At 68.8% G+C, this 22,115-nt stretch carries 22 protein-coding genes; 20 read left to right on the top strand and 2 right to left on the bottom strand.

Annotated elements, in window-relative coordinates:
* The 3 genes from Ga0609869_RS02535 to Ga0609869_RS02525 are packed head-to-tail and all read left to right on the top strand — an operon-like array spanning window position 1 to window position 1,440.
* Window positions 1-585 (top strand): RNA polymerase sigma factor, encoded by a 585-nt coding sequence (locus tag Ga0609869_RS02535; RefSeq protein WP_125408092.1) that lies wholly within the window; start codon window positions 1-3, stop codon window positions 583-585.
* Entirely contained in the window at window positions 578-946 is a 369-nt protein-coding gene (locus Ga0609869_RS02530; protein WP_125408094.1) for a dihydroorotate dehydrogenase, read from the top strand. Before Ga0609869_RS02535 ends, Ga0609869_RS02530 begins: the two co-directional genes overlap by 8 nt.
* Before the next feature lie 2 nt (window positions 947-948).
* Window positions 949-1,440, top strand: coding sequence for a periplasmic heavy metal sensor (locus Ga0609869_RS02525; RefSeq protein ID WP_125408096.1), 492 nt, complete (start codon window positions 949-951; stop codon window positions 1,438-1,440).
* A 7-nt stretch (window positions 1,441-1,447) separates the two neighbouring features.
* Here Ga0609869_RS02525 and Ga0609869_RS02520 read toward each other — a convergent pair whose 3' ends face one another.
* Window positions 1,448-2,818, bottom strand: a complete 1,371-nt coding sequence (locus Ga0609869_RS02520; RefSeq protein ID WP_125408098.1) for a diguanylate cyclase — start codon at window positions 2,816-2,818, stop codon at window positions 1,448-1,450.
* A gap of 101 nt (window positions 2,819-2,919) precedes the next feature.
* Between Ga0609869_RS02520 and Ga0609869_RS02515 the strand changes: the two genes are divergently transcribed.
* The 16 genes from Ga0609869_RS02515 to Ga0609869_RS02440 all read left to right on the top strand — a co-directional run bounded on the left by Ga0609869_RS02515 (window position 2,920) and on the right by Ga0609869_RS02440 (window position 20,945).
* Entirely contained in the window at window positions 2,920-3,198 is a 279-nt protein-coding gene (locus Ga0609869_RS02515; RefSeq protein WP_125408100.1) for a DUF3572 domain-containing protein, read from the top strand.
* A gap of 14 nt (window positions 3,199-3,212) precedes the next feature.
* Entirely contained in the window at window positions 3,213-3,914 is a 702-nt protein-coding gene (locus Ga0609869_RS02510; RefSeq protein ID WP_125408102.1) for an HAD family hydrolase, read from the top strand.
* 92 nt (window positions 3,915-4,006) lie between these two features.
* Window positions 4,007-5,563, top strand: a complete 1,557-nt coding sequence (locus tag Ga0609869_RS02505) for a trimethylamine methyltransferase family protein (RefSeq protein ID WP_125408104.1) — start codon at window positions 4,007-4,009, stop codon at window positions 5,561-5,563.
* Between the two features lie 86 nt (window positions 5,564-5,649).
* A complete protein-coding gene (locus Ga0609869_RS02500; protein ID WP_125408106.1) occupies window positions 5,650-7,422 on the top strand; it encodes a DUF4153 domain-containing protein in 1,773 nt (590 codons plus the stop codon).
* Between the two features lie 68 nt (window positions 7,423-7,490).
* Window positions 7,491-8,066, top strand: a complete 576-nt coding sequence (locus tag Ga0609869_RS02495; protein ID WP_125408108.1) for a heme NO-binding domain-containing protein — start codon at window positions 7,491-7,493, stop codon at window positions 8,064-8,066.
* A complete protein-coding gene (locus Ga0609869_RS02490; protein ID WP_245972394.1) occupies window positions 8,063-9,061 on the top strand; it encodes a GGDEF domain-containing protein in 999 nt (332 codons plus the stop codon). The genes Ga0609869_RS02495 and Ga0609869_RS02490 overlap by 4 nt, the downstream gene beginning before the upstream one ends.
* 385 nt (window positions 9,062-9,446) lie before the next feature.
* The gene (locus Ga0609869_RS02485; protein ID WP_245972397.1) at window positions 9,447-10,745 is read left to right on the top strand and encodes a serine/threonine-protein kinase; all 1,299 of its coding nucleotides are present in this window, start codon (window positions 9,447-9,449) and stop codon (window positions 10,743-10,745) included.
* 21 nt (window positions 10,746-10,766) lie between these two features.
* On the top strand, window positions 10,767-11,684 hold the full coding sequence (locus Ga0609869_RS02480) for an FHA domain-containing protein (protein ID WP_125408110.1): 918 nt from the start codon (window positions 10,767-10,769) through the stop codon (window positions 11,682-11,684).
* 61 nt (window positions 11,685-11,745) lie between these two features.
* Window positions 11,746-12,612, top strand: a complete 867-nt coding sequence (locus Ga0609869_RS02475; protein ID WP_170168863.1) for a protein phosphatase 2C domain-containing protein — start codon at window positions 11,746-11,748, stop codon at window positions 12,610-12,612.
* Entirely contained in the window at window positions 12,609-13,997 is a 1,389-nt protein-coding gene (locus Ga0609869_RS02470) for a P-loop NTPase family protein (protein ID WP_125408114.1), read from the top strand. The genes Ga0609869_RS02475 and Ga0609869_RS02470 overlap by 4 nt, the downstream gene beginning before the upstream one ends.
* A 305-nt stretch (window positions 13,998-14,302) precedes the next feature.
* Window positions 14,303-16,267, top strand: coding sequence for a dynamin family protein (locus tag Ga0609869_RS02465; protein WP_170168864.1), 1,965 nt, complete (start codon window positions 14,303-14,305; stop codon window positions 16,265-16,267).
* A complete protein-coding gene (locus tag Ga0609869_RS02460) occupies window positions 16,264-17,190 on the top strand; it encodes a dynamin family protein (protein ID WP_245972398.1) in 927 nt (308 codons plus the stop codon). Before Ga0609869_RS02465 ends, Ga0609869_RS02460 begins: the two co-directional genes overlap by 4 nt.
* 80 nt (window positions 17,191-17,270) lie before the next feature.
* The gene (locus tag Ga0609869_RS02455) at window positions 17,271-17,642 is read left to right on the top strand and encodes a hypothetical protein (protein WP_125408118.1); all 372 of its coding nucleotides are present in this window, start codon (window positions 17,271-17,273) and stop codon (window positions 17,640-17,642) included.
* Between the two features lie 31 nt (window positions 17,643-17,673).
* Complete coding sequence (locus Ga0609869_RS02450; RefSeq protein ID WP_125408120.1) at window positions 17,674-18,468, top strand: hypothetical protein; 795 nt, start codon at window positions 17,674-17,676, stop codon at window positions 18,466-18,468.
* 181 nt (window positions 18,469-18,649) lie between these two features.
* Window positions 18,650-19,477 carry an MBL fold metallo-hydrolase gene (locus Ga0609869_RS02445; protein ID WP_125408122.1) on the top strand — a complete coding sequence of 276 codons (828 nt, stop codon included), beginning with the start codon at window positions 18,650-18,652 and terminating at the stop codon, window positions 19,475-19,477.
* 49 nt (window positions 19,478-19,526) lie between these two features.
* Window positions 19,527-20,945: an FAD-binding oxidoreductase gene (locus tag Ga0609869_RS02440; RefSeq protein ID WP_125408124.1), complete on the top strand. Its 1,419-nt coding sequence runs from the start codon at window positions 19,527-19,529 to the stop codon at window positions 20,943-20,945.
* A 129-nt stretch (window positions 20,946-21,074) separates the two neighbouring features.
* On the opposite strand, the gene Ga0609869_RS02435 is transcribed toward Ga0609869_RS02440, so the two are convergent.
* The gene (locus Ga0609869_RS02435; RefSeq protein ID WP_125408126.1) at window positions 21,075-21,614 is read right to left on the bottom strand and encodes an adenine phosphoribosyltransferase; all 540 of its coding nucleotides are present in this window, start codon (window positions 21,612-21,614) and stop codon (window positions 21,075-21,077) included.
* 319 nt (window positions 21,615-21,933) lie between these two features.
* Between Ga0609869_RS02435 and Ga0609869_RS02430 the strand changes: the two genes are divergently transcribed.
* Window positions 21,934-22,107 carry a hypothetical protein gene (locus tag Ga0609869_RS02430; protein WP_170168865.1) on the top strand — a complete coding sequence of 58 codons (174 nt, stop codon included), beginning with the start codon at window positions 21,934-21,936 and terminating at the stop codon, window positions 22,105-22,107.
* Window positions 22,108-22,115: the final 8 nt, after the last annotated feature.

Below are 22,115 nucleotides of genomic sequence, written 5' to 3'. Positions count from 1 at the left end.
ATGGTCATGGCCAAGGACGTTGTCGAAGCTGCTTCGGACGAGGCGCTGCTCGTCGCCTACGGGCGGGGCGAGCGTGCGGCGGCGCAGGCCCTGACCGCGCGGCTGGCGCCGATGGCGCTGCGGGTTGCGGCGCGAATGCTGGGCGATCCGGCCGAGGCCGAGGACGTCACGCAGGAGGCGATGCTGAGGCTCTGGCGCGCCGCGCCGGGGTGGCGGACGGGCGAGGCGCGGATCTCGACCTGGCTGTACCGGGTGGTGTCGAACCTGTGCATCGACCGGCTGCGAAAGGCGCGCGCACAAGCGCTGGACGCGGTGCCCGAGCCCGCGGACGGCGCGCCCGGCGCCGAGGCACGGATGCAGCAAGCGGCGCGCACCCGGGCGCTGGAGGCCGCCTTGATGCGGCTGCCCGAGCGGCAGCGCCAAGCGGTGGTGCTGCGCCATCTCGAAGGGTTGTCGAACCCCGAGATCGCGGACGTGATGGAGATCGGCACCGAGGCGGTGGAAAGCCTGACCGCGCGGGGCAAGAGGGCGCTGGCGGCCGACCTGGCCGGGCGGCGCAGTGAATTGGGGTATGACGATGACTGACGATCCGAGCCTTGAGAGCGACCTGGACCGGATGTTCCGCGCCGCCCGCGCGGACGCGCCGGAGCCCTCTGCGGCGCTGATGGCGCGCATTCTCGCCGATGCCGAGGCCGAGAGGCCGCGCGCGCGGCAGGTGGTGCCCCGGCGCCGGCGCCGGCTGAGGTCGGCCGCGATGTCGGCGCTTGCCGGGCTCGGCGGGTGGCCGGCCCTGGGCGGGCTCGCCACGGCGGGGCTGGCCGGGCTCTGGATCGGCTACAGCGCCCCGGCCGAACTGGAAACGCTGACCGCGGGCTGGCTGGGCACCCAGGGTTATGACCTCGTCGACCTGGTGCCGACGGCCGATCTTTACCTGCAGGAGGGCTGAGCATGGCGCAGGGCGATAGCGAGACGCCGAAGAAGGGCTGGCCCTGGGGCCGCATCGCGCTGGGCATCAGCCTTGCGCTGAACCTGATGGTCGCAGGCATCGTTCTGGGCGGTTTGCTGAGCCACCGGCACGATTTCGGCCATGACCGGCGTGGCGACCGTTTTGCCGAGGTCGGCCCCTATTCGCGGGCGCTCGATGACGAAGACCGCGCGGCCCTGCGCCAGGAGTTGCGAAGGTCATGGCCGCAAGGGCGCCAAAACCGCCAGGCAGTGCGCGCGGGCTTTGACGAAGTGCTGTCGGCGCTCCGGTCCGAGCCGTTCGAGGTGGGCCGGGTCGAGGCGGTGCTCACGTCGCAAAGCGAGCGGATTTCCGATCATTTGACGATCACGCGGGGGCTGTTGCTGGACCGTATGGCGCAGATGAGCCCCGACGAGCGGGCCGCCTTTGCCGACCGGTTGGAACAGGTGCTGCGCCGGGGCCCGCCGCGGCGGTGAACCGGGTCTAGTCGGTGGCCGGGCCGTCAACACGGTCGCGCCCGGCGGACTTGGCCCGGTAGAGCGCGGCATCGGCGGCCTCGATCAGCGCGGAGACGGTGCCGGCCTCGGCGCCGCCCATCGCAACGCCGATGCTGGCGCTGACCTGCAGGTCGCCGCCGCCCGGCAGGGCCACCGGCGCCGCACCGATCACCCGCCGCAGCCGCTCGGCAGCGGCGCAGGCGGCGGTCGCGTCGGTGTCGGGCAGGGCGACCAGGAATTCCTCTCCGCCGAACCGCGCCACCAGGTCGACCGCGCGCAGGTTGTCGCGCAACCGCTGCGCCACCGCCACGAGCACCGCGTCGCCGGCGGCATGGCCATGCCGGTCGTTGACCGCCTTGAACCTGTCGAGATCGAGCAGCAGCACGGCAAACCGGCGCCCGGTCCGGTCCGCGCGCTCGGCGATGCGGGCGAGGTGGGGCAACGCGTAGCGGCGGTTGAAGAGCCCTGTCAGCGGATCGGTGGCGGCCATCCGCAGACCGTCGCGCAGGGTGTCGCGCAGCCGGTCGGCCTGGCGCTTGCGGGCCATCTGGGCCTTCAGCCTCAGCGCCAGTTCGGCACCGTCCAGCGGCGCGGTCATCAGGTCGTTGGCGCCCAGGTCCAGCGCCATCGCCGCGGTCTCGCGCGCCGTGGGCGGCAGCACGATCAGCACCGCCGCGTGGCGCGTTTCGCTGCGCGAACGCAGCTCGGTCAGCAGGCGCAGGCCGCCGCCGGGTCCGCCAAGGTCGCCCTCGATCACGAAGAGATCGGGCACCGCGTGGCCCGGGTCGGGGCTGAGCGCCTCGGCCCGTGTCATCGGCACGATCCGGTCGGTCAGCCGCCCGGCCAGCGCCGCCTGCCACCCCGCGGCGGTTTCGGCCCGCGCGGCCACCAACGCGATGCGGCCCGGCGGGGCAAAGCCCTGCGCGGGCTCGGAAAAGCCCAACAGCCGCTCGGTGCCGTCGCGCAGCGCCAGCTCTTGCGCGGTTTCGCGGGCGCGCAGCAGGCTGCGGACCCGCGCCAGCAGGATCAACTCGTCCAGCGGGCGCGAAAGAAAGTCGTCAGCCCCCGCCGCCAGCGCCCTGAGCCGCGATCGGGCATCGGTGGCGGCGGTCACGATGATGATCGGAATTTCCGCTGTTGCCGGATCGGCGCGCAGCCGTTCGCAGACGCTGATGCCATCAAGGTCGGGCATCATCATGTCGAGCAGGATCAGATCGGGCGCCTCGCGCCGGGCGATGTCCAGCGCGGCCCGCCCGCCCGCGGCCTGCAAGACATCGTAATGCGCGTCGGCGAGGTGCACCTTCATCATGATTCGGTTTGTGGCCAGGTCGTCCACCACCAGGATGCGTCCAGGCATTTGCCTGTCTCCCCGCGCCATAGGTCGCGATTGCGTTCGCGTTCATTTCTGGACAGGATTTGTTAACAGAGTGTTTCAGCGGCTCGGATCGAGGGGCGAGGATGCGGCAGGACGAGGCGGAAACCATCGCGCTGAGGGCGCTTGGCTGGCTGGCGGGCAACGAAGAGCTGCTGCCGGTCTTTCTGGGGGCGACCGGGGCGGGGGCCGAGGATTTGCGCGCCCGCGCGGCCGAGCCCGCGTTCCTGGCCTCGGTGCTGGATTTCATCCTGATGGACGATGCCTGGGTCATCGCCTTCGCCGACGGCGAAGGGCTGTCCGGCGCGGCGGCGATGCAGGCCCGCGCGGCGCTGCCCGGCGGCGCCGTCATGCACTGGACCTGAGCGAAGAGGCGAAGATGAGCCGGATCACCGCCGTGCTGTTCGACAAGGACGGCACGCTTTTCGATTTCAACGCGACATGGGGGGCCTGGGCGCAAGGCTTTCTCAGCGAGCTGGCCGAGGGTGAGCCGGCGCGCGCGGCGTCGTTGGGCCGGGCGGTGGGGTTCGATATGCAAACCGGACGCTACCACCCAGACAGCCCGGTCATTGCCGGCACACCCGAGGTGGCGGTCGAGCTTTTGTTGCCCCACCTGCCGGGCATGTCCCCGGCGGGGCTGGCCGCGCGGATGAACTCCGCCGCCGCGCGCGCGCCGCTTTGCGAGGCGGTGCCGCTGGCCCCGCTGCTCGACGCGCTGGCGGGGCGGGGCCTGGCCCTCGGGGTGGCCACCAACGATGCCGAGGCGGTAGCGCGCGCGCATCTGGCCGCGGCGGGCGTCGCCGGACGGTTCGATTTCATCGCCGGCTGCGATAGCGGCCACGGCGCCAAGCCTGCGCCGGGGCCGCTCTTGGCCTTTGCCGCGGCGGTGGGGCGGGCGCCGGCCGAGGTGGTGATGGTGGGCGACAGCCGCCACGATCTGGCCGCGGGGCGCGCTGCGGGCATGGCCACGCTGGGCGTGCTGACCGGCCCGGCCGAGGCCGCGGACCTTGCCGACCTCGCCGATGCGGTGGTGCCCGATATCGGCCACCTGCCGGCCTTTCTCGCGCGCCGCGCCGCCTGAGACCCGGCAAAAACGACGCATATGGTCGCATTCGGGCCGGAAGCGGCGCGCCGCCTTCGTGTCTGGTGAGGGGACATCCGAGGGAGGTCTCCATGCAAGACGCAGGCCAACGGCGGCGCAGGGCCGGCGGGCGGGCGGGGCGGGCGCAGCGGACGGGCGGGGCGGTGCTGGCCCAGAGCCCCTGGCGCATCCCGCTCAACACCGACCGGCCGACAGAGCCGCTGGACGAGGCAGGCGTCGGGGCCGTCCATGACGGTGCGATGCGCATCCTCGAAGAGATCGGCATCGCGTTTCTCCACCCCGGGGCGCGGGAGGTGCTGAAAAAGGCCGGCTGTTCTGTAACGGACGAAACCGTCCGCATGGGGCGCGACTTCGTCATGGAGATGGTCGCAAAGGCGCCGGCAAGCTTCACCATCACGCCGCGCAACCGCGACCGCCAGGTGACAATCGGCGGTCGGAACATGGTCTTCGTCAACGTCTCGTCGCCGCCGAGTTACTGGGACATCACCACCGGCAAGGTGCCCGGCACCCGCGCGCGGTGCCGCGATCTGCTAAAGCTCACGCAGTCCTTCAACTGCATCCATATCGCCGGGGGCTACCCGGTCGAGCCGGTGGATGTGCACCCCTCGGTGCGCCATCTCGACATTCTCTATGACAAGCTGACGCTGACCGACAAGGTGCCCCATGCCTACAGCCTGGGGGCCGAGCGGGTCGAGGACGTGATGGAGATGGTGCGAATCGCGGCCGGGCGCAGCCGCGAGGCGTTCGCGGCGACGCCGCACATGTATACCAACATCAACTCGACCTCGCCGCTCAAGCACGACTACCCGATGCTGGACGGCTGGATGCGCTGCGCCCGCGCCGGGCAGGCGCTGGTGGTCACGCCGTTCACGCTGGCCGGGGCGATGGCGCCGGTCACGATGGCAGGCGCGGTGGCGCTGTCGCTGGCCGAGGCGCTGTCGGCGGTGGCGCTGGCGCAGGCGATCCGCCCAGGCGCGCCCTGCGCCTTCGGCACCTTCACCTCCAACGTCGACATGAAATCGGGCGCGCCGGCCTTCGGCACGCCGGAATACATGCGCGCCACGCAGATGGCTGGGCAGATGGCGCGGTTTTACGGGTTGCCGCTGCGCGCCTCGGGCTCCTGCGCGGCCAACGTGCCCGACGGGCAGGCGATGTGGGAAACCTCCAACGCGCTGTGGTCGGCGGTGCAGGCCGGTGCCAACATGGTCTATCACGCCGCCGGCTGGCTGGAGGGCGGGCTGATCGCCAGCCCCGAGAAATTCGTGATGGATTGCGAGATCATCCAGCAGATCCAGCGCTATTTCGAGCCCGAGATATGCGCGACCACGCCCGACGACATCGCCGTCGATGCGATTGCAGAGGTGGGCGGCGGCGGGCATTACTTCGGCATCCCCCATACCGAGGCGCGCTTTGCCACCGCGTTCTACCAGCCTTTCCTCAGCGACTGGACCAATTACGAGGCGTGGACGCAGAAAGGCGCGGTCTGGACGCCGGAACGCGCACATGCCCTCTTTCGCCGAATCGTCGACGGCTTCGAGGCGCCGCCGATGGACGACGGCATCCGCGAGGAACTGGAAGCGTTCGTCGCCCGCCGCAAGGCCGAGGGCGGCGCGCCCACGGATTTCTGATCCGCCCCCTAGAGCGTCGTCGGCGCGCAGGTTAAGCTCGGCCCAATCGCCGGAAACCGGCGCGAGGCAGGAAAAGGCGCAGGCACATGCAACTGGAATCGCCATTCTGGGCCCGGGCGGGGCTCGGGCTTCTGGGGTTTCTGGCCGGGGCGGCCGCGTGGCTGCTGGCCGAAGTGTTGCCCGAGCAATGGGCCGACGCGCCGCGGCAACTGCTGTTTGTCGGCGGGCTGGGCTTTGCCTTCTTCGTGCCGGCGTTGGCGCTCTCGGGGCCTTTGCCGATGGTCAGGGCGCTCTTGGCCTCGGCGGGTCTGGCGTTGCCGCTGGCAGGGCTCTTGACCTCGGCGAGCGAGCGGTTCGAGACCGTCTCGGCCTATCTCGACACGGGTCATCCGGTCTTCATCTTCGCGCTTCTGGTCTTCCTGCCGCTGCCCTTCCTGATCGCGGCGCTCGGCCCCGGCACGCGCTGGTCGCATTACCCGACGCTGTTCCACCAATCCTGGATGATCGTCGTGCGCTTCGCCGCGGCGTGGCTGTTCGTCGGGCTGGTCTGGGCGGTGCTTTTCCTGTCCAACGCGCTGTTCGAACTGGTGGGCATCGACATCATCGAACGACTTCTGGACCGCGAGGAGGTGCCCTATCTGCTGAGCGGCTTGACGCTGGGGCTGGCACTGGCCGTGGTCAACGAGCTGTCGGGCTATGTCTCGCCCTATCTCATCCTGCGGCTTCTGCGGCTGTTGCTGCCGGTGGTGCTGGTGGTGGTCGCGGTGTTTCTCGGCGCGCTGCCGCTCAGGGGCCTGTCGGATCTTTTTGGCAGCCTCTCTGCGGCGGCGGTGCTGTTGGCGATGGCGGCGGGTGCGGCGACGCTGGTCTCGACCGCGCTCGATGCGCGCGACGACCGGCAGGTGCGCAACCGCGTGATGCGCTGGGCCTGTCAGGCGCTGGCGCTGCTCTTGCCGGCGCTGGCGGCGCTGGCCGGCTATGCGGTCTGGCTGAGGGTCGCGCAATACGGGCTGAGCCCGGACCGGCTGGGCGCGGCGGCTCTGTCGGTGCTGGCGCTGGGTTATGGGCTGGCCTATGCCGGTGCGGTGCTGCTGCGGCGCAATTGGGCCGGGCGCATCCGCCGGGCCAACGTCGTGATGGCGCTGGCGGGCCTGGCCGCGGGCCTGGCCTGGTTCACGCCGGTTTTCGACGTTCAGCGCATTTCTGTGGCAAACCAGATCGCCCGGCTGGAGGCTGGCGCGGTGTCGGCCGAGGATATCGACCTCTGGTCGATGGGGCGCGAGTGGGGCCGCGCGGGGCGTGCGGGGCTTGACCGGATCGCGGCGATGACCGACCACCCCGAGGCCGCGGATCTGGCCGCGCGGCTGGCCGATCTCGACGAGGCCGAAACCCGTTATGCCTTCGAACGCCGGGGCGAGGTGGACGATGCCGCGGCGTTGGCCGCGCGGATCGCCGAGCGCCTGCCGGTGCGTCCCGAGGGCGCGGCGTTGCCCGAGGGGCTGCTGGACAGCCTGCGCCTGTGGGAGCTGGAACAGATTTCCCAAAGCTGCACCCGGCGCACGCCCGCCGGCAATCCGGGTTGCGTGATGCTGATGGCCGAGCTGTCGGGCGCGCGGGCGGGCACCGAGGCGGTGCTGGCAGCCTTTACCGGGCGCGGCGGTCTGATGTTGCGCGGATATTTCGCCACCGAAGACGGCGCCGGCTACGCCTTCCGCGCACCCGAGATCCTGAAGGACGGCGCCATCTACACCAATCCCGGCGCGGTGATCGACGCGATTCTGGCCGGCGAGGTGACGTTGCACCCGGTGCCGCTGAACGCATTGTCGGTGGAGGGCGGCGAGGTGTTTTTCGGCCGCTGAACGGCTTGGCGATTTGTTAACGGTCGCGGCCCTAGGCTCGTCCCGAGAATTTTCACGGGACGGGTGGGATGCACGGGCTGATCAACCGGTCGATCCAATGTTTTGTTCAGGATACCTACGGCGCGCCGGCCTGGCGCAGGGTGGCCGAGGCCGCGGGTGTGGGGCCGGAGGGGTTCGAGGCGCTGTTGAGCTATGAAGACGCGCTGACCGAGCGCGTGCTCGACGCGCTGCAGGCGTATCTCGACAAGCCGCGCGACATGGTGCTGGAGGATCTGGGCACCTACCTCGTTTCACATCCCACGCGCGAGGGGCTGCGCCGGTTGTTGCGCTTTGGCGGCGAGACGTTTCTAGAGTTTCTGCATTCGCTCGACGATCTGGCGGGCCGCGCGCGGCTGGCCGTGCCCGAGCTCGATCTGCCCGAATTGACGCTGGTGGCCCACGACGGTGGGCGCTTCACGCTGGTCAGCGCCTGGCACATGCCCTGGGCGGCGCCATTGGTGATGGGCGTGCTCAGGGCGATGGCGGACGATTACGGCGCGCTTGTCTTGCTGGAGCCCGAGACGGGGGCGCCCGAACACATCATGATTACCCTGCTCGACTCGCGCTTTGCCGAGGGGCGGGCCTTTGCGCTGGGGCGGGCGTGAGGGTGCCCGCTAGCGACGGCCGGGTGATCGGCCTCTCGGGCCGGGCGCTCGACCGGCTGATGCCGATGCACCTGTGGCTCAACCCCGCGGGGCGGATCGTCCATGCCGGGCGCAAGGTGCGCAAACTTGGCGGCGGCGCGCTGGCCGGACGCCCGATGGAGGAGGTGCTGGAGGTGCGCAAGCCGCGCCCGGTGCGGAGCTTGGCAGAGCTGCTGCTGCTTGACGGGCAGCGGCTGGAGGTGCGCCTCACCGCGGCGCCCGACCTGCGGTTCAAGGGGCAGGCGGTGTCGCTGCCGGCCGGCGGCGGTGCCGTGCTGGACCTGTCGCTGGGCCTTTCGGTGGTCGAGGCGGTCAGCCGATTCGACCTGACGCTTCAGGATTTCGCCCCCACCGACCTGGCCGTAGAGATGCTTTATCTGGTCGAGGCCAAGACGGCGGTGATGGAGGAATACAAGCGCCTCAACCGCCGCCTGAACGGCGCGCGCATCGACGCCGAAGAACGCGCGGTCACCGACACGCTGACCGGCCTGCGCAACCGTCGCGCCATGGACGGTGCGCTCGCGCAGATGGTGGCGGCGGCCCGGCCCTTCGGGCTGATGCATCTCGATCTGGACCACTTCAAGCAGGTCAACGACTCGCTGGGCCATGCCGCGGGCGACCATGTCCTGCAGGAGGTCGGGCGCATCCTGCTGGAGGAAACCCGCACCGCTGACACCGTGTCGCGGGTGGGGGGCGACGAGTTCCTGGTGCTCTTCGACGGGCTGGCCGATGCCGCGCGGCTGACCGCAATCGCCCGGCGGATCATCGCCCGGCTGGAGCGGCCCATGCCCTTTGACGGGACGTTGTGCCGCGTGTCGGCCAGCATCGGGGCCACCTTGTCGATCTTTTACGACCGCCCCGATGCCGAACGGGTCCTGCGCGATGCCGATGCCGCGCTTTACGCGTCCAAGCACAAGGGCCGTGCAGAGGTCAGCCTGGCCCGCGGCGGCAACTGAGCGCCGCGCGGGGTCTGCGCCCTCTTTTCGCCATCGTGGGGCAGGGGGCGCGGGCGCAATGGCGACCGGGCGCGGCACCGTTGGCAATGCCCGCCCGGGGCGCTTTGCCCGGCCAGCGCCGACGCGCGCATCCAGCCGCTTTCGCCAGCATTTTCATGTGATTAACCGCATCCCGCGGCCCGGCCTGCCGGGGCCGCCACCCCGTCTGCATTCCAACATTTCCCGAATGACACCATGATTTGGCCACAGTCTTTCACGACGTTTGTCCGCAGGCGGCATCCCATTCGGAGTGCCGAGCCATCTGGGGACTGAAAACGTGGAACCGACGACCGAGGCAAGCCTGCAAGGGGATAATGCACCTGCCGAGAGCTTTTCTGAAGAGCTCGTGCCCGGGACGTATCTGTTCCACGGGCAGTACCGAATCGAGCGGTTTCTGAACTCCGGCGGCTTTGCGCTGACCTATCTCGCGCGCGACAGCCTCAACCGGATCGTGGTCATCAAGGAATGCTTTCCGGCCACGCTTTGCGGCCGGCGCGACGATGTGGTCTGCGCCCGGTCTCAGACGCGGCAGGACGAATTCCGCGCGGTTGTCAGGCTCTTCGTCAACGAGGCGCGGCGGCTGGCCCGGCTCGACCACGAGGGCGTCGTCGGGGTGCACCAGGTCTTTGAGGATAACGGCACCGCCTACATGGCGCTCGACTACATCGAGGGGCTCGACCTCAACGACCTGATCGAGGCCAGCGATGACGTACTGGCGCCGCTTGAGGTGCAGACATTGCTCATGCGCCTGCTCGACGCGGTGGCCTTTATCCACGACCAGAACCTGCTGCACCGCGATATCGCCCCCGACAACATCCTGATCGACCCGCAGGGCAACCCGGTGCTGATCGATTTCGGCGCCGCGCGCGAAAGTGCCAGCCGCGCCAGCCGCGTGCTGTCGTCGCTGCATGTGGTCAAGGACGGCTATTCGCCCCAGGAATTCTACATCGCGGGCGCCGATCAGGGGCCGTCGGGCGACCTCTACTCGCTGGCCGCCACCTTTTATCACCTGATCACCGGCGATCCGCCGCCCAACAGCCAACTGCGCCTGGCCGCGCTCGCCGCAAACGAGCCCGACCCGCTGCGCCCGCTGGCGGGCAACTACGCCGCCTATAACCTCGATTTCCTGGCCGCCATCGACAAGGCTCTGGCGGTCAAGCCGGCCAACCGGCCGCAAAGCGCGCGGGAATGGCTGTCGGCGATCGACCCGCGGCAACGGGAAAAGATCGTCGCCGCACGGGCCCGGCACGACAAGGAAATGGCCAAAGCGATCTCGGAACTCGTGCAAGAGACAAACCGAGCAGTGGCCGAGGCGCAGAGGCTTGAGGCGGCCCGCGCCCGGCAGGCGGCGGCGAAAACCGCCAAGCCGCAGAAACGCAAGAAGGTCTTCTTCGAATGGCAACTCGAAGAGGATTGCGACGAAGACCTCGCCGGCATTGCCGGCCGCGGATCGGCTGATGGAACCGGCATGCCGGCCATGATGCGCAATGGCGATGCGAGGAAGGGTCCCGAGGTGGTGCTGCTGCCGCCCGACGGAGCCCAGGACGATGCCGGCGCCGCCGTTGGCGCGCGCCGCGGGCCGATCAGCCTTCTGCTGGCCGGTCTGGGTTTGAATTTCAGGGCCGGCAACTGGCTACGGACATAACCGAGGAAAAAGGATAGGGACATGAAGCTCTTTCGACAGAGCGCCGCGCAGCGCGACCGGGCCAAGGAGCAGGAGGACGACCTGCGCATGTCCACGCCGGAGGCCGAGACCGACGATTCCGACTACGGCGACCGTTTCGCGTGGCGGTTCGAGCCCGAGCCGCAAGAGGATGAACCGGAGCCCGAGCAGATGCCCGACATGGTCGCGCCCCGGCCGCGTGGCGGCGACCGTTTCGCCGCGGCCGAGCAGCCCTTTCAGAGTGCGATGTCGCGAAGCGAGCGCCGCGTCGATCACGAGGCTCACGGCGAATTGGCCGGGCTGCGTCAGAGCCTGACCGCGCCCGATGCCGAGAGCCTGCGCCAGCGCGCGCCCCGCACCGTCGCCGAGCCGGACGAGCCGATGGCCGGCGATGCGCCGCTCGATATCCCGACCCCGCTCACCGGCCGCGCCGACCGCCGCGGTGGCCGGGTCAAGACCCGGCTGCTGGGGTTCGACCACCAGAATGGCGACCAGGCCGACCCTTTCGCCGCCAAGGACGCCGCCGACCGTTCGGCCGATGCGCGATTCCCGGTTGGCTGGCTGGTCGTGATGAAAGGGCCGGGGCGCGGCGCCTCGTTCACCCTTTACAGCGGTGTGTCGCAGATCGGGCGTGGCGAGGATCAGGCCGTGCGCCTCGATTTCGGCGACGACACCATCTCGCGCAGCAACCACGCGCTTTTGGCCTATGACAGCGAACAGCGGAAGTTTTTCCTGGGCCATGGCGGCAAGGTAAACATCGTGCGTCTCAACGATCGTCCGGTGCTGAGCACCGAGGAAATTTCCGGTAATGATTTGATCCGCATCGGCGAAACCACACTTCGTTTCGTCGCGTTCTGCGGGTCCGACTTCGATTGGGCCGCAGAGTCGGCCGAGCCCGCTGATGACGCGCTTTTGTCCTGACATCCGCTTTGATGTCGCGTCCGCCGTAAGCCAGGGCCGGCGAGACAATCAGGAGGACGCTTTGCTCGTCGATGCGCCGATCGGGGCCGATGTGGGCTTTGCGGTGCTGGCCGACGGCATGGGCGGCCACGCGGCGGGCGAATTCGCCAGCAAGATCGCCGTGACCGAGGTGCTGAGCGAGCTCAAGTTCCGCAGCACGAACGTCGCGAGCTTCCGCCGTCAGGCGCCGGCGGCGCTGCGCGCGGCTGCGCTGTCGGCCAACGCGTGCATTGCGCGGCAAGTGCGCGAACATGCCGGGATGCGCGGCATGGGCACAACGCTGGTGGCGCTGGCGCTGATGCGCGACCGGGCATTCTGGGTGTCGGTCGGCGACTCGCCGCTCTACCTGTTTCGCGCGGGACAGTTGACGCGCCTGAACGAGGTACATTCGCTGGCGCCCCAGATCGACCTGATGGTGAGAACGGGGCAGATGACAGAAGCCGCCGGGCGCTGGCACCCCGACCGCGACTGCCTGACCTCGGTCGTGGGCGGCGGCAATATCGAACGGATGGACCTGCCGACGACCCCGCTGCAACTGACCGACGGCGATATCCTGCTGGTGGCCAGCGACGGGATAGAAACGCTGACCCGCCGCCAGTTGCAGAGTTTCCTGCGCAGTCATGCGCATATGGACAGCGCCGAGATCGCGCATCGTCTGCTGCTCGCCGTCGAATCCCTCGACGATCCCGAACAGGACAATGTCGCGCTTTCGGTGATCCGGGTGCTTGCGCCGCGCCACATGTGCCTGGCCGATGCCGGGCCACGCAACGCCGCGGCCGCCCCGGTCGAGGCGCGGTCGCTCGAACTGATGGTCGCCCGCTGGTTCCAGCGGCTCGGCGCGCTGTTCCGGCCCCGGCGCCTGTCCTCTGCACGCGGAGATCCGCGATGACCTTTCCGCCGCGCCCCGACATGGTTCTAAGCGCATTGGAGGCGGCGCTCGATACCGGCCGCCTGCCACCCGCGGCGCGCGAGGGCGCCAGGCGCCTGGTGCGACGGCTGTCCAACCCGGTTCGGGTGGCGCTGATCGGCCTGCCCGGGTCGGGCAAGTCGCAGCTTTTGAACATGCTGGCCGGGCGCGAGGTGATCCCGCCCGGCAAGGCCCATCCGACCCTCAGGCTCAAGCGCGGGCCCAAGATCGTCTCGCACCTGCATTTCCAAGGCGGCCGGATCGAGACCCGCGAGGGCCTGGCGCCCACCGACATGTTGCAGTTTCGACCGGCGCGGGTCGAGATCGAGGCGCCCCTGCCCGTGCTCGACCGGGTGAGCCTGTGCGAGATCGTCGCCGATGCCTCGATCGAGGGACAGCGCGCGGCGATCGTCGAGGCGATCGAAAACGCCGACATGATCCTCTGGTGCTCGCAGGACTTCTCCGACCCCGAGCCGGTCTTGTGGAATCTGGTCCCCGAGGCGCTCAGGAACCATTCCTTCCTCGTGCTCACCAAGGCCGACTTGCTGCAACGGCGCGGCGCGCTGCGCAGCCGGCTGGCCGAACTGGCCGAGCTGGTCGGCGAAAGCTTTCACAGCGTCTACCCGGTGGCGACAGAGCACGCGCTGGCCGCGCTGGCCAGGGGCGCACAGGACCAGACCGGGTTCACCGGCAGCGGCGGGAGGGCGCTGGTCAAGGCGATCTACAAACATGTCGACCAGGGCCGGCAAGCCGACCTGGACACGGCGCTGCTGTTTCTCAGCCGGCACGCCCCGACCGACGGCGTAGCCAAGGACGGGGCCGCAGCCGCTGTACCGGGCATGGCCGATGCCGGTCTGTCCCCGACACCTGTCGCCGAGGCGCCCGAGCCGGAGCTGCCGCCCGCGCCCGCGCTTGAAGAGCCTGTCGCCGAAGAGCCCATCGCACGCGAACCCGTACCGGCCCAACCGGAACCGGCGCGCGACGAGGACTGGCCCGGGGCCGAGGCGGGCGACAGCGCACCCGTCCCCGACGACGGGGCGCCGGAAGACCTGCCTGCCCAACCCGAGATCACGCCGCAGGTGCGTACCGAGGCACTGGCCATTCTCGCCGAGGGCGCGGCGGCGCTGCCCGGCCCCTCGGACAACCCCGACAAGGCCGAGGCCGTGCAGGTGCTGGAAAGCTGCACCGAGACGCTGGATCGGCTGACCATGCTTTGCGCCGAGGCCGAACTCGACGACTGCCCCTTTGCCGAGGATGTCGAGGAAGCTGCCGAGATGGCGCTCTTGCTGCAAGTCGAGGGCAGCGTCGGTGCCGCGGCCGATGCGGTGACGCTGCTTTTGCAGCTTCGCCGGGGCCTCGCTGCCTGACAAAGGCCGTCGGTTTCGGCGTATTTTCCTAGCGAACGCCCCAAAATGGACACTTTGAGAGAGATAATCGACGTAATGGAAACCGGCAGAAGGCCGCCCCTGTAAAGACGCATCCCGGGCCCATTTGGGGTCCGGTCGGGTCCGGTCAGTATGCCCGATGCATTTGAAGGACAGTCATGAACGATCAAAGCGGACTTTTCGCTGGTCAGCGCGCTCCCGCGCATTGTCCCCACGCCGAATTGCTTCGGAGCGGAACCGAAGCTTTCGATGGTTACATCAATAAGACGCAAGAACTTAGAGGCGCTTTGAGCGCCCTGTCGCGCAGTGGCGACGACTCGACACGCAAGGGCGCCGAGCGGCTGGAACGGCAGATCGACCATATCGAGCCCAGCGTGACGATGATCGGCCAGGTCAAGGCCGGCAAGACGTCGCTGGTCAACGCGATGGTCGGCTGGCCGGGCCTGTTGCCGGCAGACGTGAACCCGTGGACTTCGGTCGTTACGTCGCTGCACATCAACCCGCCGCAGATGGAAGAGCCGATCAACGCGCGCTTCCGGTTTTTCGACAGGTACGATTGGGACCGGCTGATCCGCAACGGCGGGCGCATCGGCGAATTGGCCAGCCGCGCCGGCGCCGACGAGGAAATGGCCAAGGTGCGCGACCAGATCGAGCGGATGCGCGAAAAGTCGAGCAGCCGGCTGGGCCGCCGCTTTGAGCTGCTGATGGGCCAGGAACACGCGTTTCAAAGCTTCGACGAGGAACTGATCGCCCGCTATGTCTGCCTCGGCGACGATTTCGGCGAGGCCGACCCCGGCGCCGATATGCAGGGCCGTTTCGCCGACATCACCAAGACGGCCGATCTTTACCTGCACCGGCCCGAGATTCCGCTGCCGCTGTGCATCCGCGACACGCCCGGTGTGAACGACACCTTCCTGATGCGCGAGCAGATCACGATACACGCGATCCGCGACAGCCGGCTTTGCGTGCTGGTGCTCTCGGCCCATCAGGCGCTGTCGACCGTCGACATGGCGCTGATCCGGCTGATCTCGAACATCAAATCGCGCGACCTGATCATCTTCGTCAACCGCATCGACGAGCTTTCCGACCCGGTCAGCCAGGTGCCCGAAATCCGCGACAGCATCCAGCGCACCCTGCAAAAACATAACGGCCCGGCCGACGCGCAGATCATCTTTGGCAGCGCCTATTGGGGGCTGCACGCACTGACCGGCCGCGTCGAGCAGATGGCCGAGGCCAGCAGCGAGACGCTGTTGAAATGGGTCGAAGAAAACCTCGAGGAACAAGACGTCGAAGAGGACCCGCATGGCGCGGTCTGGTCGATGTCCGGCGTCCCGGCGCTTTACCGGGCGCTGGCCGAGCGGATCACCGAAGGCGCCGGGCAGGAGGCCGTCAACCGGCTGGCCGCCAAGGTCGGCAACCTTGCGCGCGGTGTCCGGGCCTCGGCCCATTCGGGAGGCGCGCCAAACACCGACCGCCGCCCGCTGCAGATGGAACGTCCGGCCCTGATCGCCGAGTTCGAGGCGATCCGCTCCGCGCGGCGCCGCGCCATGGACGAGGCCTTCGCCGCGCAACTCGACCTTTACAACGTGCGGCTCGACCGGTCGCATCGCAGTTTCCTCGACCGGGCCACGACCGCCCTGATCGAGCATCTGCAAAAGAACGGCGAGCGCGCGGTCTGGACCTACGACCCGACCGGTCTGAGGATGCTTCTGCGGTCGGCCTACAAGGCCTTCGGCTCCAAGGTGATGGGCGCAACGAAAAAGGTGCTGGCCGACACTGCCGCCGATATCGACGCGCTTTACGTCAAGGCGCTGGACCTCGACGCGGCGCTTGGGATCGAGCCGCCGACGCCGGCGCGCGTGCCGCCGCCCGTGGTGATCGGCCAGACCATCGCGCTCGATATTCGCGGCACCTGGTGGCGCAACTGGTGGCAGCGCCGGCGCGGCTACAGCGCCTTCGCCGAAAGCTTTCAGGAGATGATCAGGGCAGAGACCGACCCGATCGTGAGCGACCTCAAAGGGGCACAGGCCCAGCTGATCCGCGAAGAGGCCGTCGAGACCCTCGACGAATTCATTGCCGAGCATCGAGAGTTGATGCTCGCCCGGACCGGCCAGCAGGCGAAGACAGACCGCGCGGCGCCCTTGTTGCTGAGCAACCCGATCCTGACCGACACTCTTGCGTCCGTCTCGGCCACCGTCGAGCGGGTGAGCCGCGGCGTGACCGCGGGCCAGACCAAGGAGGATGCAGCTTGACCCACGATCAAGCCCGTATCGGCGATCCGTTCGGCGTCGCCGCCAGGAAACCCACCATCGCCATCATGGGCGAGTTCAGCGCCGGCAAGAGCACGCTGTCGAACCTGCTGATCGGGGCCTCGCCACTGCCGGTCAAGGTCACGGCGACGCAATTGCCCCCGGTCCGGATGTCCTACGGCACCGAACCCGCCTTTCGTGAGGATTTCGCGCGCGCACGCACGCCGCTCGATCTCGACCGCATCGCCGAGATCGAGCCAAGCGAGACACGGCTGATCCAGCTCTACCGCGAGGCGGATATCCTCGATCTGTGCCATCTCATCGACATGCCCGGCATTTCCGACCCGAACATGTCGCTCGACCAGTGGCAGGACGTGCTGGATGAGGCCGACGGGGTGATCTGGTGCACCCATGCCACCCAGGCCTGGCGCCAGAGCGAAGCGGCGGTCTGGGGCAGCATGGACCCGGAGCTTTTTGACAAGAGCCTGCTGCTGGTCACGCGCTTCGACAAGCTGTTGAACGAGCATGACCAGGCCCGCGTGATGTCGCGGGTTCGCCACGAGACCGAGGGCCTGTTCTCCGATTGCCTGCCGGTGTCGCTGACCCGCGCCATGGCGGGCCGCGAGGACGAGGCCGAATGGATGGAAAGCGGCGCCGAGGCGTTCAGCGAGCGGTTCGTCGATCTGCTCAACAGCCTGTCCGGGCTTGCCGCGCCTGCCAGCGCGCCCCGTCGCGCCGCGGCGCGTCCCGACGCGGACTCGGACGACCAAAGGCCGGCCACCGGCAGCGTTCAGCCCAAGCGCGTTCAGCCCCGCCGGGTCGCCCGCGACGGCGCCCGCCCGGTGCGGCCCGAACGCCCGACACAAGCCCCGGCCGCCGCAAGAATCGGCACGGCGTTCGACACCGGCGGCTCGGACGGATTCTGAGGCCGGCCAAGGACGAATTCGTCCGGGCACGGCTGCGGAAAAGCCGTGCAACCGCGCGTCGCGCCCGGTAAGATCGGCCGATGGATATCGCCGAGCAGATTCAAGAGCTTCGAGAAGACATTCCAACCTGCCGAACGGTCGCGCTGATCGACCTGTCGGTTCGGCTGGTGCTGTGTGCCAGCTCCGGCGACCGGCTGCCGCAAGAGGCGCTCGATGCGCTTTGTGCGCGGGCCAAGGCGCTTTTGGATGGCGATGCCGCGGTCGCGTTCGCCAGCGCGGGGACGGCGGGACCCGAAGAAGGCATGGTCTTGTGCAACGGCGAATTGCAGGTATTCCTTCGGTCGACGGCGGCACCGCACGAGGCGCTGTGCTGTGTCTGTGCGGCCGATATCGACTACGAGCCGGTGCTCGATCGGCTGCGCCGGGGGCTGACGGAGATCGCCGAGGCATAGGCGCGGCGGGCAAGGGCGAGGACGTGCAGGCGTGAACGACACCGAACGGCTCAGGCAGAAGCTGACGCAGCTGAAATCGGCCGAGGACGAGCCCGCGGGCGACCTCTCCGAGGGGCTGGCCCGGCTCGCCCCGATCCTGGCCGAGATCGATGACACCGTGCTGCCCCGCGAACTGGTCTTTGCCAACGACCGGGGCGAACGGGTCGGGCTGGTCGTGTCCGGCCGGCGCCTGCTGCGCGTCAGCCAGATCCATCCCCGGTCCTTGGCGACGCAGTTCGGCGCGCTGGCCGGCCGGTCCTTGAGCGAAGAGGCCACCCACGAATTCGGCTTGCTCAAACGCCTGCTGACGGCGCTGCTGGACGAGGTCGAGACACTGGAGATCAGCGCCGGGCGCCCCGAGCCGGGTACGGCGGCCGATATCGGCTGCACCACCGACACGCTGATGCGTCTGTTCGGGGCAGATGAAACGGCAGAACTGGACGACGAGTCCTCGGCCGTGGCGCCGCCGGCGCTGGACGGGCCGCTCGCAGAGGTGGCCGCCATCGCGCTCGCCGGTCTGGTTTGGCAGGGCGAAGAGATGATCGACCGCCGCGGCTCGCCCGAGACGCTGGAGTTGCTGGACCGAGTTGCCGAAACCGATGCATTGGCCGCTGCGGTGCCGCCGACCCAGGCCACGCGTTGCATCGTTCTGCGTCTTCCTTCGCCCGCGGGCCGGGCGCTGGCCCAGGTGACGCTGCGCGGCCATCGGGGCCTCTTCCTGCTGCGTTCGGCCGATGCCTTCCGGGTTATGCGGCTGATCCGCCCGGCGCTGTTGCGCGCGGGCTGAAGCCGCGGCCAACGGCGCCGACAGGGCCGGTCTGCCGGCACCGCGCAGGGCACGGTCGCGGTGATGGTGTCCACCCACTACCCGAACCGTCGAGGGTAAGCCGAAGGCCGGTCGCCTGCCGGAACAGGCCCGTGACAGCGCCCGCCGCTGCGCTATTCTTGAAATCAGGAGGTGCCCGACCATGACCCGCCTGATCGTCCTCGTCCTTGCGCTCTTCGCCCTTCCCGCCGCGGCGCAGGACCGCCGGCCCAGCCATTGCATCGCGCTGGCCGACGCCGCGCCGGGGCTGGAATACGTCCAGCTTGCCAGCTATGGCGCGCCCCTGCTCGACCACACGGTGCGCATCAATTACATCAGCCACGCCACCTTCCTGATCGAAACTCCGGGCGGGCTGACCGCAGCGACCGATTTCACCGGCTTTCTGGGGGCGGCACGCCTGACACCGGACGTGGTGACGATGAACAACGCCCACGAGACCCATTTCACCGCCTTCCCCGACCCGGCGATCCCCAATGTCCTGCAAGGCTGGGCCGACCGCGAGGGCACCCCCGCCGACCACCACCTCGACCTCGGCGAGATGCTGATCCGCAACGTGCCGACCGATGTGCGCGGCTACGACCGCGCCACGGTGCGCAAGAACGGCAATTCGATTTTCGTGTTCGAGGTGGCCGGGCTTTGCATCGGGCATCTGGGCCACCTGCATCACGAGCCCGACCCGGCGCAGTACGCGGCGCTGGGCCGGCTCGACGTGGTGATGGCCCCGGTCGATGGCGGCATGACGCTGGATCTGCCGACGATGATCCGCGTGCTCACGCGGCTGCGCAGCTCGGTGGTGATCCCGATGCACTGGTTCGGCAACTATTCGCTGGAACGCTTCCTCGTCGGCATCGGAGAAGAGTTCGACGTCACCCGCCCCGGCAAGGGGTTTCTCGAGGTGTCGCTGCGCGCGTTGCCCGCGCGGCCCACGGTCGTGGTGCTGGAGCCCACCATGCTGCGCGACCCAGAGTGACTTGCGCGGCGTTGCGGCCCATGGTTCACCGGGGCCGAAAGGATCGCCGATGCTGAGCCCCGTGACCCCCGAATTGGAACGCCGCCTGCGCGCGGCGCTGCCCGAGGCGGCATTCCGCGACCTCGCGCCCGCCTACCTCGAAGAGCCGCGCGGGCGCTATACGGGGCAGGGCGGGTTGCTGATCGCCCCGGAAACGACCGACCAGGTGGCCGCCACCGTGCGCGCCTGCGCCGAGGCCCGGGTGGGGATCGTGCCCTATGGCGGCGGCACCGGCCTTGTCGGCGGACAGATCATGCCCGACGGCCCGGCGCCGGTCATTCTGTCGCTGGAACGGATGCGCAAGCTCCGCGCGGTCTACCCGTCGGAAAACGTACTGGTGGCCGAGGCCGGCGCGATCCTGGCCGATGTTCAGGCCGCCGCCGATGCCGCCGACCGCCTGTTCCCGCTCTCGCTCGCCTCGGAAGGCTCGGCGCGGATCGGCGGGCTCTTGGCCACCAATGCCGGCGGGGTCAACGTGCTGCGCTACGGCAATGCCCGCGATCTGTGCCTCGGCATCGAGGCGGTGCTGCCCGACGGCTCGGTTCTGAACGGGCTCAAGCGGCTGCGCAAGGACAATACCGGCTATGACCTGCGCCACCTTCTGATCGGGGCCGAGGGGACGCTGGGCATCATCACCGCCGCCGCGCTCAAGCTCAGCCCGCGCCCGGCGCAGACCGGCGCCGCGCTCTTCGCGGTGCCGGGTCCCGAGGCCGCGCTCGATCTGCTGGCCATGACCGGCGCGCGCATCGGTGACGGTGTCTCGGCCTTCGAACTGATGCATCGCACCGGGCTCGATTTCCTGGCCGAAACCCTGCCCGACATCCGCCGCCCCTTCGACGACCCGCCCGACTGGATGGTGCTGATCGACCTCGGTCTCGGCGTCGCGCAGGACCCGGCCGAGGCGCTCGAGGGGCTTTTCGTCGAGGCCCACGCGGCGGGGCTCGCCCCCGACGGGCTGATCGCCCAGTCGCAGGCGCAGCGTGCCGAGTTCTGGACGGTGCGCGAAAGCATTCCGCTGGCCAACCGCCGGATCGGCGCGATCTCGTCGCACGACATTTCGGTGCCGCTCTCGGCGATCCCCGCCTTCATCGCCCGCGGCGGCCCGGCGCTGGCCGAGATCGGCGATTTCCGGATCAACTGCTTCGGCCATCTGGGCGACGGCAACCTGCATTACAACGTCTTCCCGCAGCCGGGCAAAACCCGCGCCGACTACGAACACCTCCGCCCGGCGATCAAGACCTGCATCTACGACCTGGTGCACGGGATGGGCGGCTCGGTCAGTGCCGAACACGGGGTGGGGCGGCTCAAGGTGGACGACCTCGAACGCTATGGCGACCCGGCAAAGCTGGCCGCGATGCGCGCGATCAAGGCGGCGCTCGACCCGGTTGGCATCATGAACCCCGGCGCGGTGCTGCGCGCGTCAGGCTGAGGGCGGTTCGGGCTGCACGGGCAGGACCATCGGGTATTTGGGCCAAGAAGAAGCCAGGGGCAGCGTGCTGCCTTTCCCCTTCTTCTTGGTGAAAATACCCCGAATGCGCGCGTCAGCGCGCCCGCGCCATCAGGCGCCGGCGAATTCGCAGAGCGCGTGCACGTCGATGCCCATCTCATCGAGCTTTGTTCGTCCGCCGAGATCGGGCAGGTCGACGATGAAGGCGCAGCCGATCACCTCGGCGCCGAGGCGTTCGCACAGCTTGATGCCGGCGGCCGCGGTGCCGCCGGTGGCCAGCAGGTCGTCGACGATCAGCACATTGTCGCCGGGGCTGAGCGCATCGTCGTGGATCTCGACCACCGCCTCGCCGTATTCGAGCTTATATTCCTCGGCGATGGTCGCCGCGGGCAGCTTGCCCTTCTTGCGCACCGGCACGAAGCCCTTGGAAAGCTGGTGCGCGATGGCGCCGCCAAGGATGAAGCCGCGCGCCTCGAGCCCGACGACCTTGTCGATCTGCTGGCCGGCATAGGGGTGCAGCATCTGGTCGATGGCCATGCGAAAGCCCCGCGGGTCGGCAAACAGCGTGGTCACGTCGCGGAACATGATCCCCTCATGGGGGAAATCGACGATGGTGCGGATGTAATCCTTGACGGTCTGGGTACGGGGCATCGGCGGTCTCTCTGGCTGGTCACACCGGCCCGTCATGGCCGATGGCGCCGGGCCTGACAAGGGCCCCCGATGCCGCAAGCGGGGCCTAGCCCCTGCTCGTTTTTGCCTGACGGAACAGGCGGTAATACCTGGACGCGATCCATTTGAGATGCGGCTTGCGCCAGTCCATCCGATCCTTGATCAGCATTGCCTGTGCGGATTGGAGCAACATTTCCGGTTTCCTTTCTGTTATTGTTGCCGCATAAAAAGCCTATCTGCGGTATATGTCGTGTATATACATTGTATCGCGGATTGTCAAGGTTTCAGGGGTTGCGCGATCGTGAACAAGAAGTCGTCAGCCAAAGGCGGCAAGAAGAACAGCCAGCTCGTTCTGAGGCTGGACAAGGGCGAACGCGACGCGTTTGTCGAGCTCTGCAAGGAGCTCGACACCAGCGCGGCGCGGGAAATCCGCGGTTTCATCCGCAAGTTCATGAAAGAAAACGGGGAAAGCTAGCCCCCGCG

The organism is Rhodovulum iodosum (assembly GCF_041020385.1).
Classification (GTDB): domain Bacteria; phylum Pseudomonadota; class Alphaproteobacteria; order Rhodobacterales; family Rhodobacteraceae; genus Rhodovulum; species Rhodovulum iodosum.
Note: the sequence above shows the minus strand (reverse complement) of the source record. Positions and strands in the feature narration are given on the sequence as shown.

Excerpts from the sequence above, each read along its gene's own strand:
- Ga0609869_RS02535 (WP_125408092.1), top strand. The coding sequence starts at position 1 with ATGGTCATGGCCAAGGACGTTGTCGAAGCTGCTTCGGACGAGGCGCTG.
- Ga0609869_RS02530 (WP_125408094.1), top strand. The coding sequence starts at position 578 with ATGACTGACGATCCGAGCCTTGAGAGCGACCTGGACCGGATGTTCCGC.
- Ga0609869_RS02525 (WP_125408096.1), top strand. The coding sequence starts at position 949 with ATGGCGCAGGGCGATAGCGAGACGCCGAAGAAGGGCTGGCCCTGGGGC.
- Ga0609869_RS02520 (WP_125408098.1), bottom strand. The coding sequence starts at position 2,818 with ATGCCTGGACGCATCCTGGTGGTGGACGACCTGGCCACAAACCGAATC.
- Ga0609869_RS02515 (WP_125408100.1), top strand. The coding sequence starts at position 2,920 with ATGCGGCAGGACGAGGCGGAAACCATCGCGCTGAGGGCGCTTGGCTGG.
- Ga0609869_RS02510 (WP_125408102.1), top strand. The coding sequence starts at position 3,213 with ATGAGCCGGATCACCGCCGTGCTGTTCGACAAGGACGGCACGCTTTTC.
- Ga0609869_RS02505 (WP_125408104.1), top strand. The coding sequence starts at position 4,007 with ATGCAAGACGCAGGCCAACGGCGGCGCAGGGCCGGCGGGCGGGCGGGG.
- Ga0609869_RS02500 (WP_125408106.1), top strand. The coding sequence starts at position 5,650 with ATGCAACTGGAATCGCCATTCTGGGCCCGGGCGGGGCTCGGGCTTCTG.
- Ga0609869_RS02495 (WP_125408108.1), top strand. The coding sequence starts at position 7,491 with ATGCACGGGCTGATCAACCGGTCGATCCAATGTTTTGTTCAGGATACC.
- Ga0609869_RS02480 (WP_125408110.1), top strand. The coding sequence starts at position 10,767 with ATGAAGCTCTTTCGACAGAGCGCCGCGCAGCGCGACCGGGCCAAGGAG.
- Ga0609869_RS02470 (WP_125408114.1), top strand. The coding sequence starts at position 12,609 with ATGACCTTTCCGCCGCGCCCCGACATGGTTCTAAGCGCATTGGAGGCG.
- Ga0609869_RS02455 (WP_125408118.1), top strand. The coding sequence starts at position 17,271 with ATGGATATCGCCGAGCAGATTCAAGAGCTTCGAGAAGACATTCCAACC.
- Ga0609869_RS02445 (WP_125408122.1), top strand. The coding sequence starts at position 18,650 with ATGACCCGCCTGATCGTCCTCGTCCTTGCGCTCTTCGCCCTTCCCGCC.
- Ga0609869_RS02440 (WP_125408124.1), top strand. The coding sequence starts at position 19,527 with ATGCTGAGCCCCGTGACCCCCGAATTGGAACGCCGCCTGCGCGCGGCG.
- Ga0609869_RS02435 (WP_125408126.1), bottom strand. The coding sequence starts at position 21,614 with ATGCCCCGTACCCAGACCGTCAAGGATTACATCCGCACCATCGTCGAT.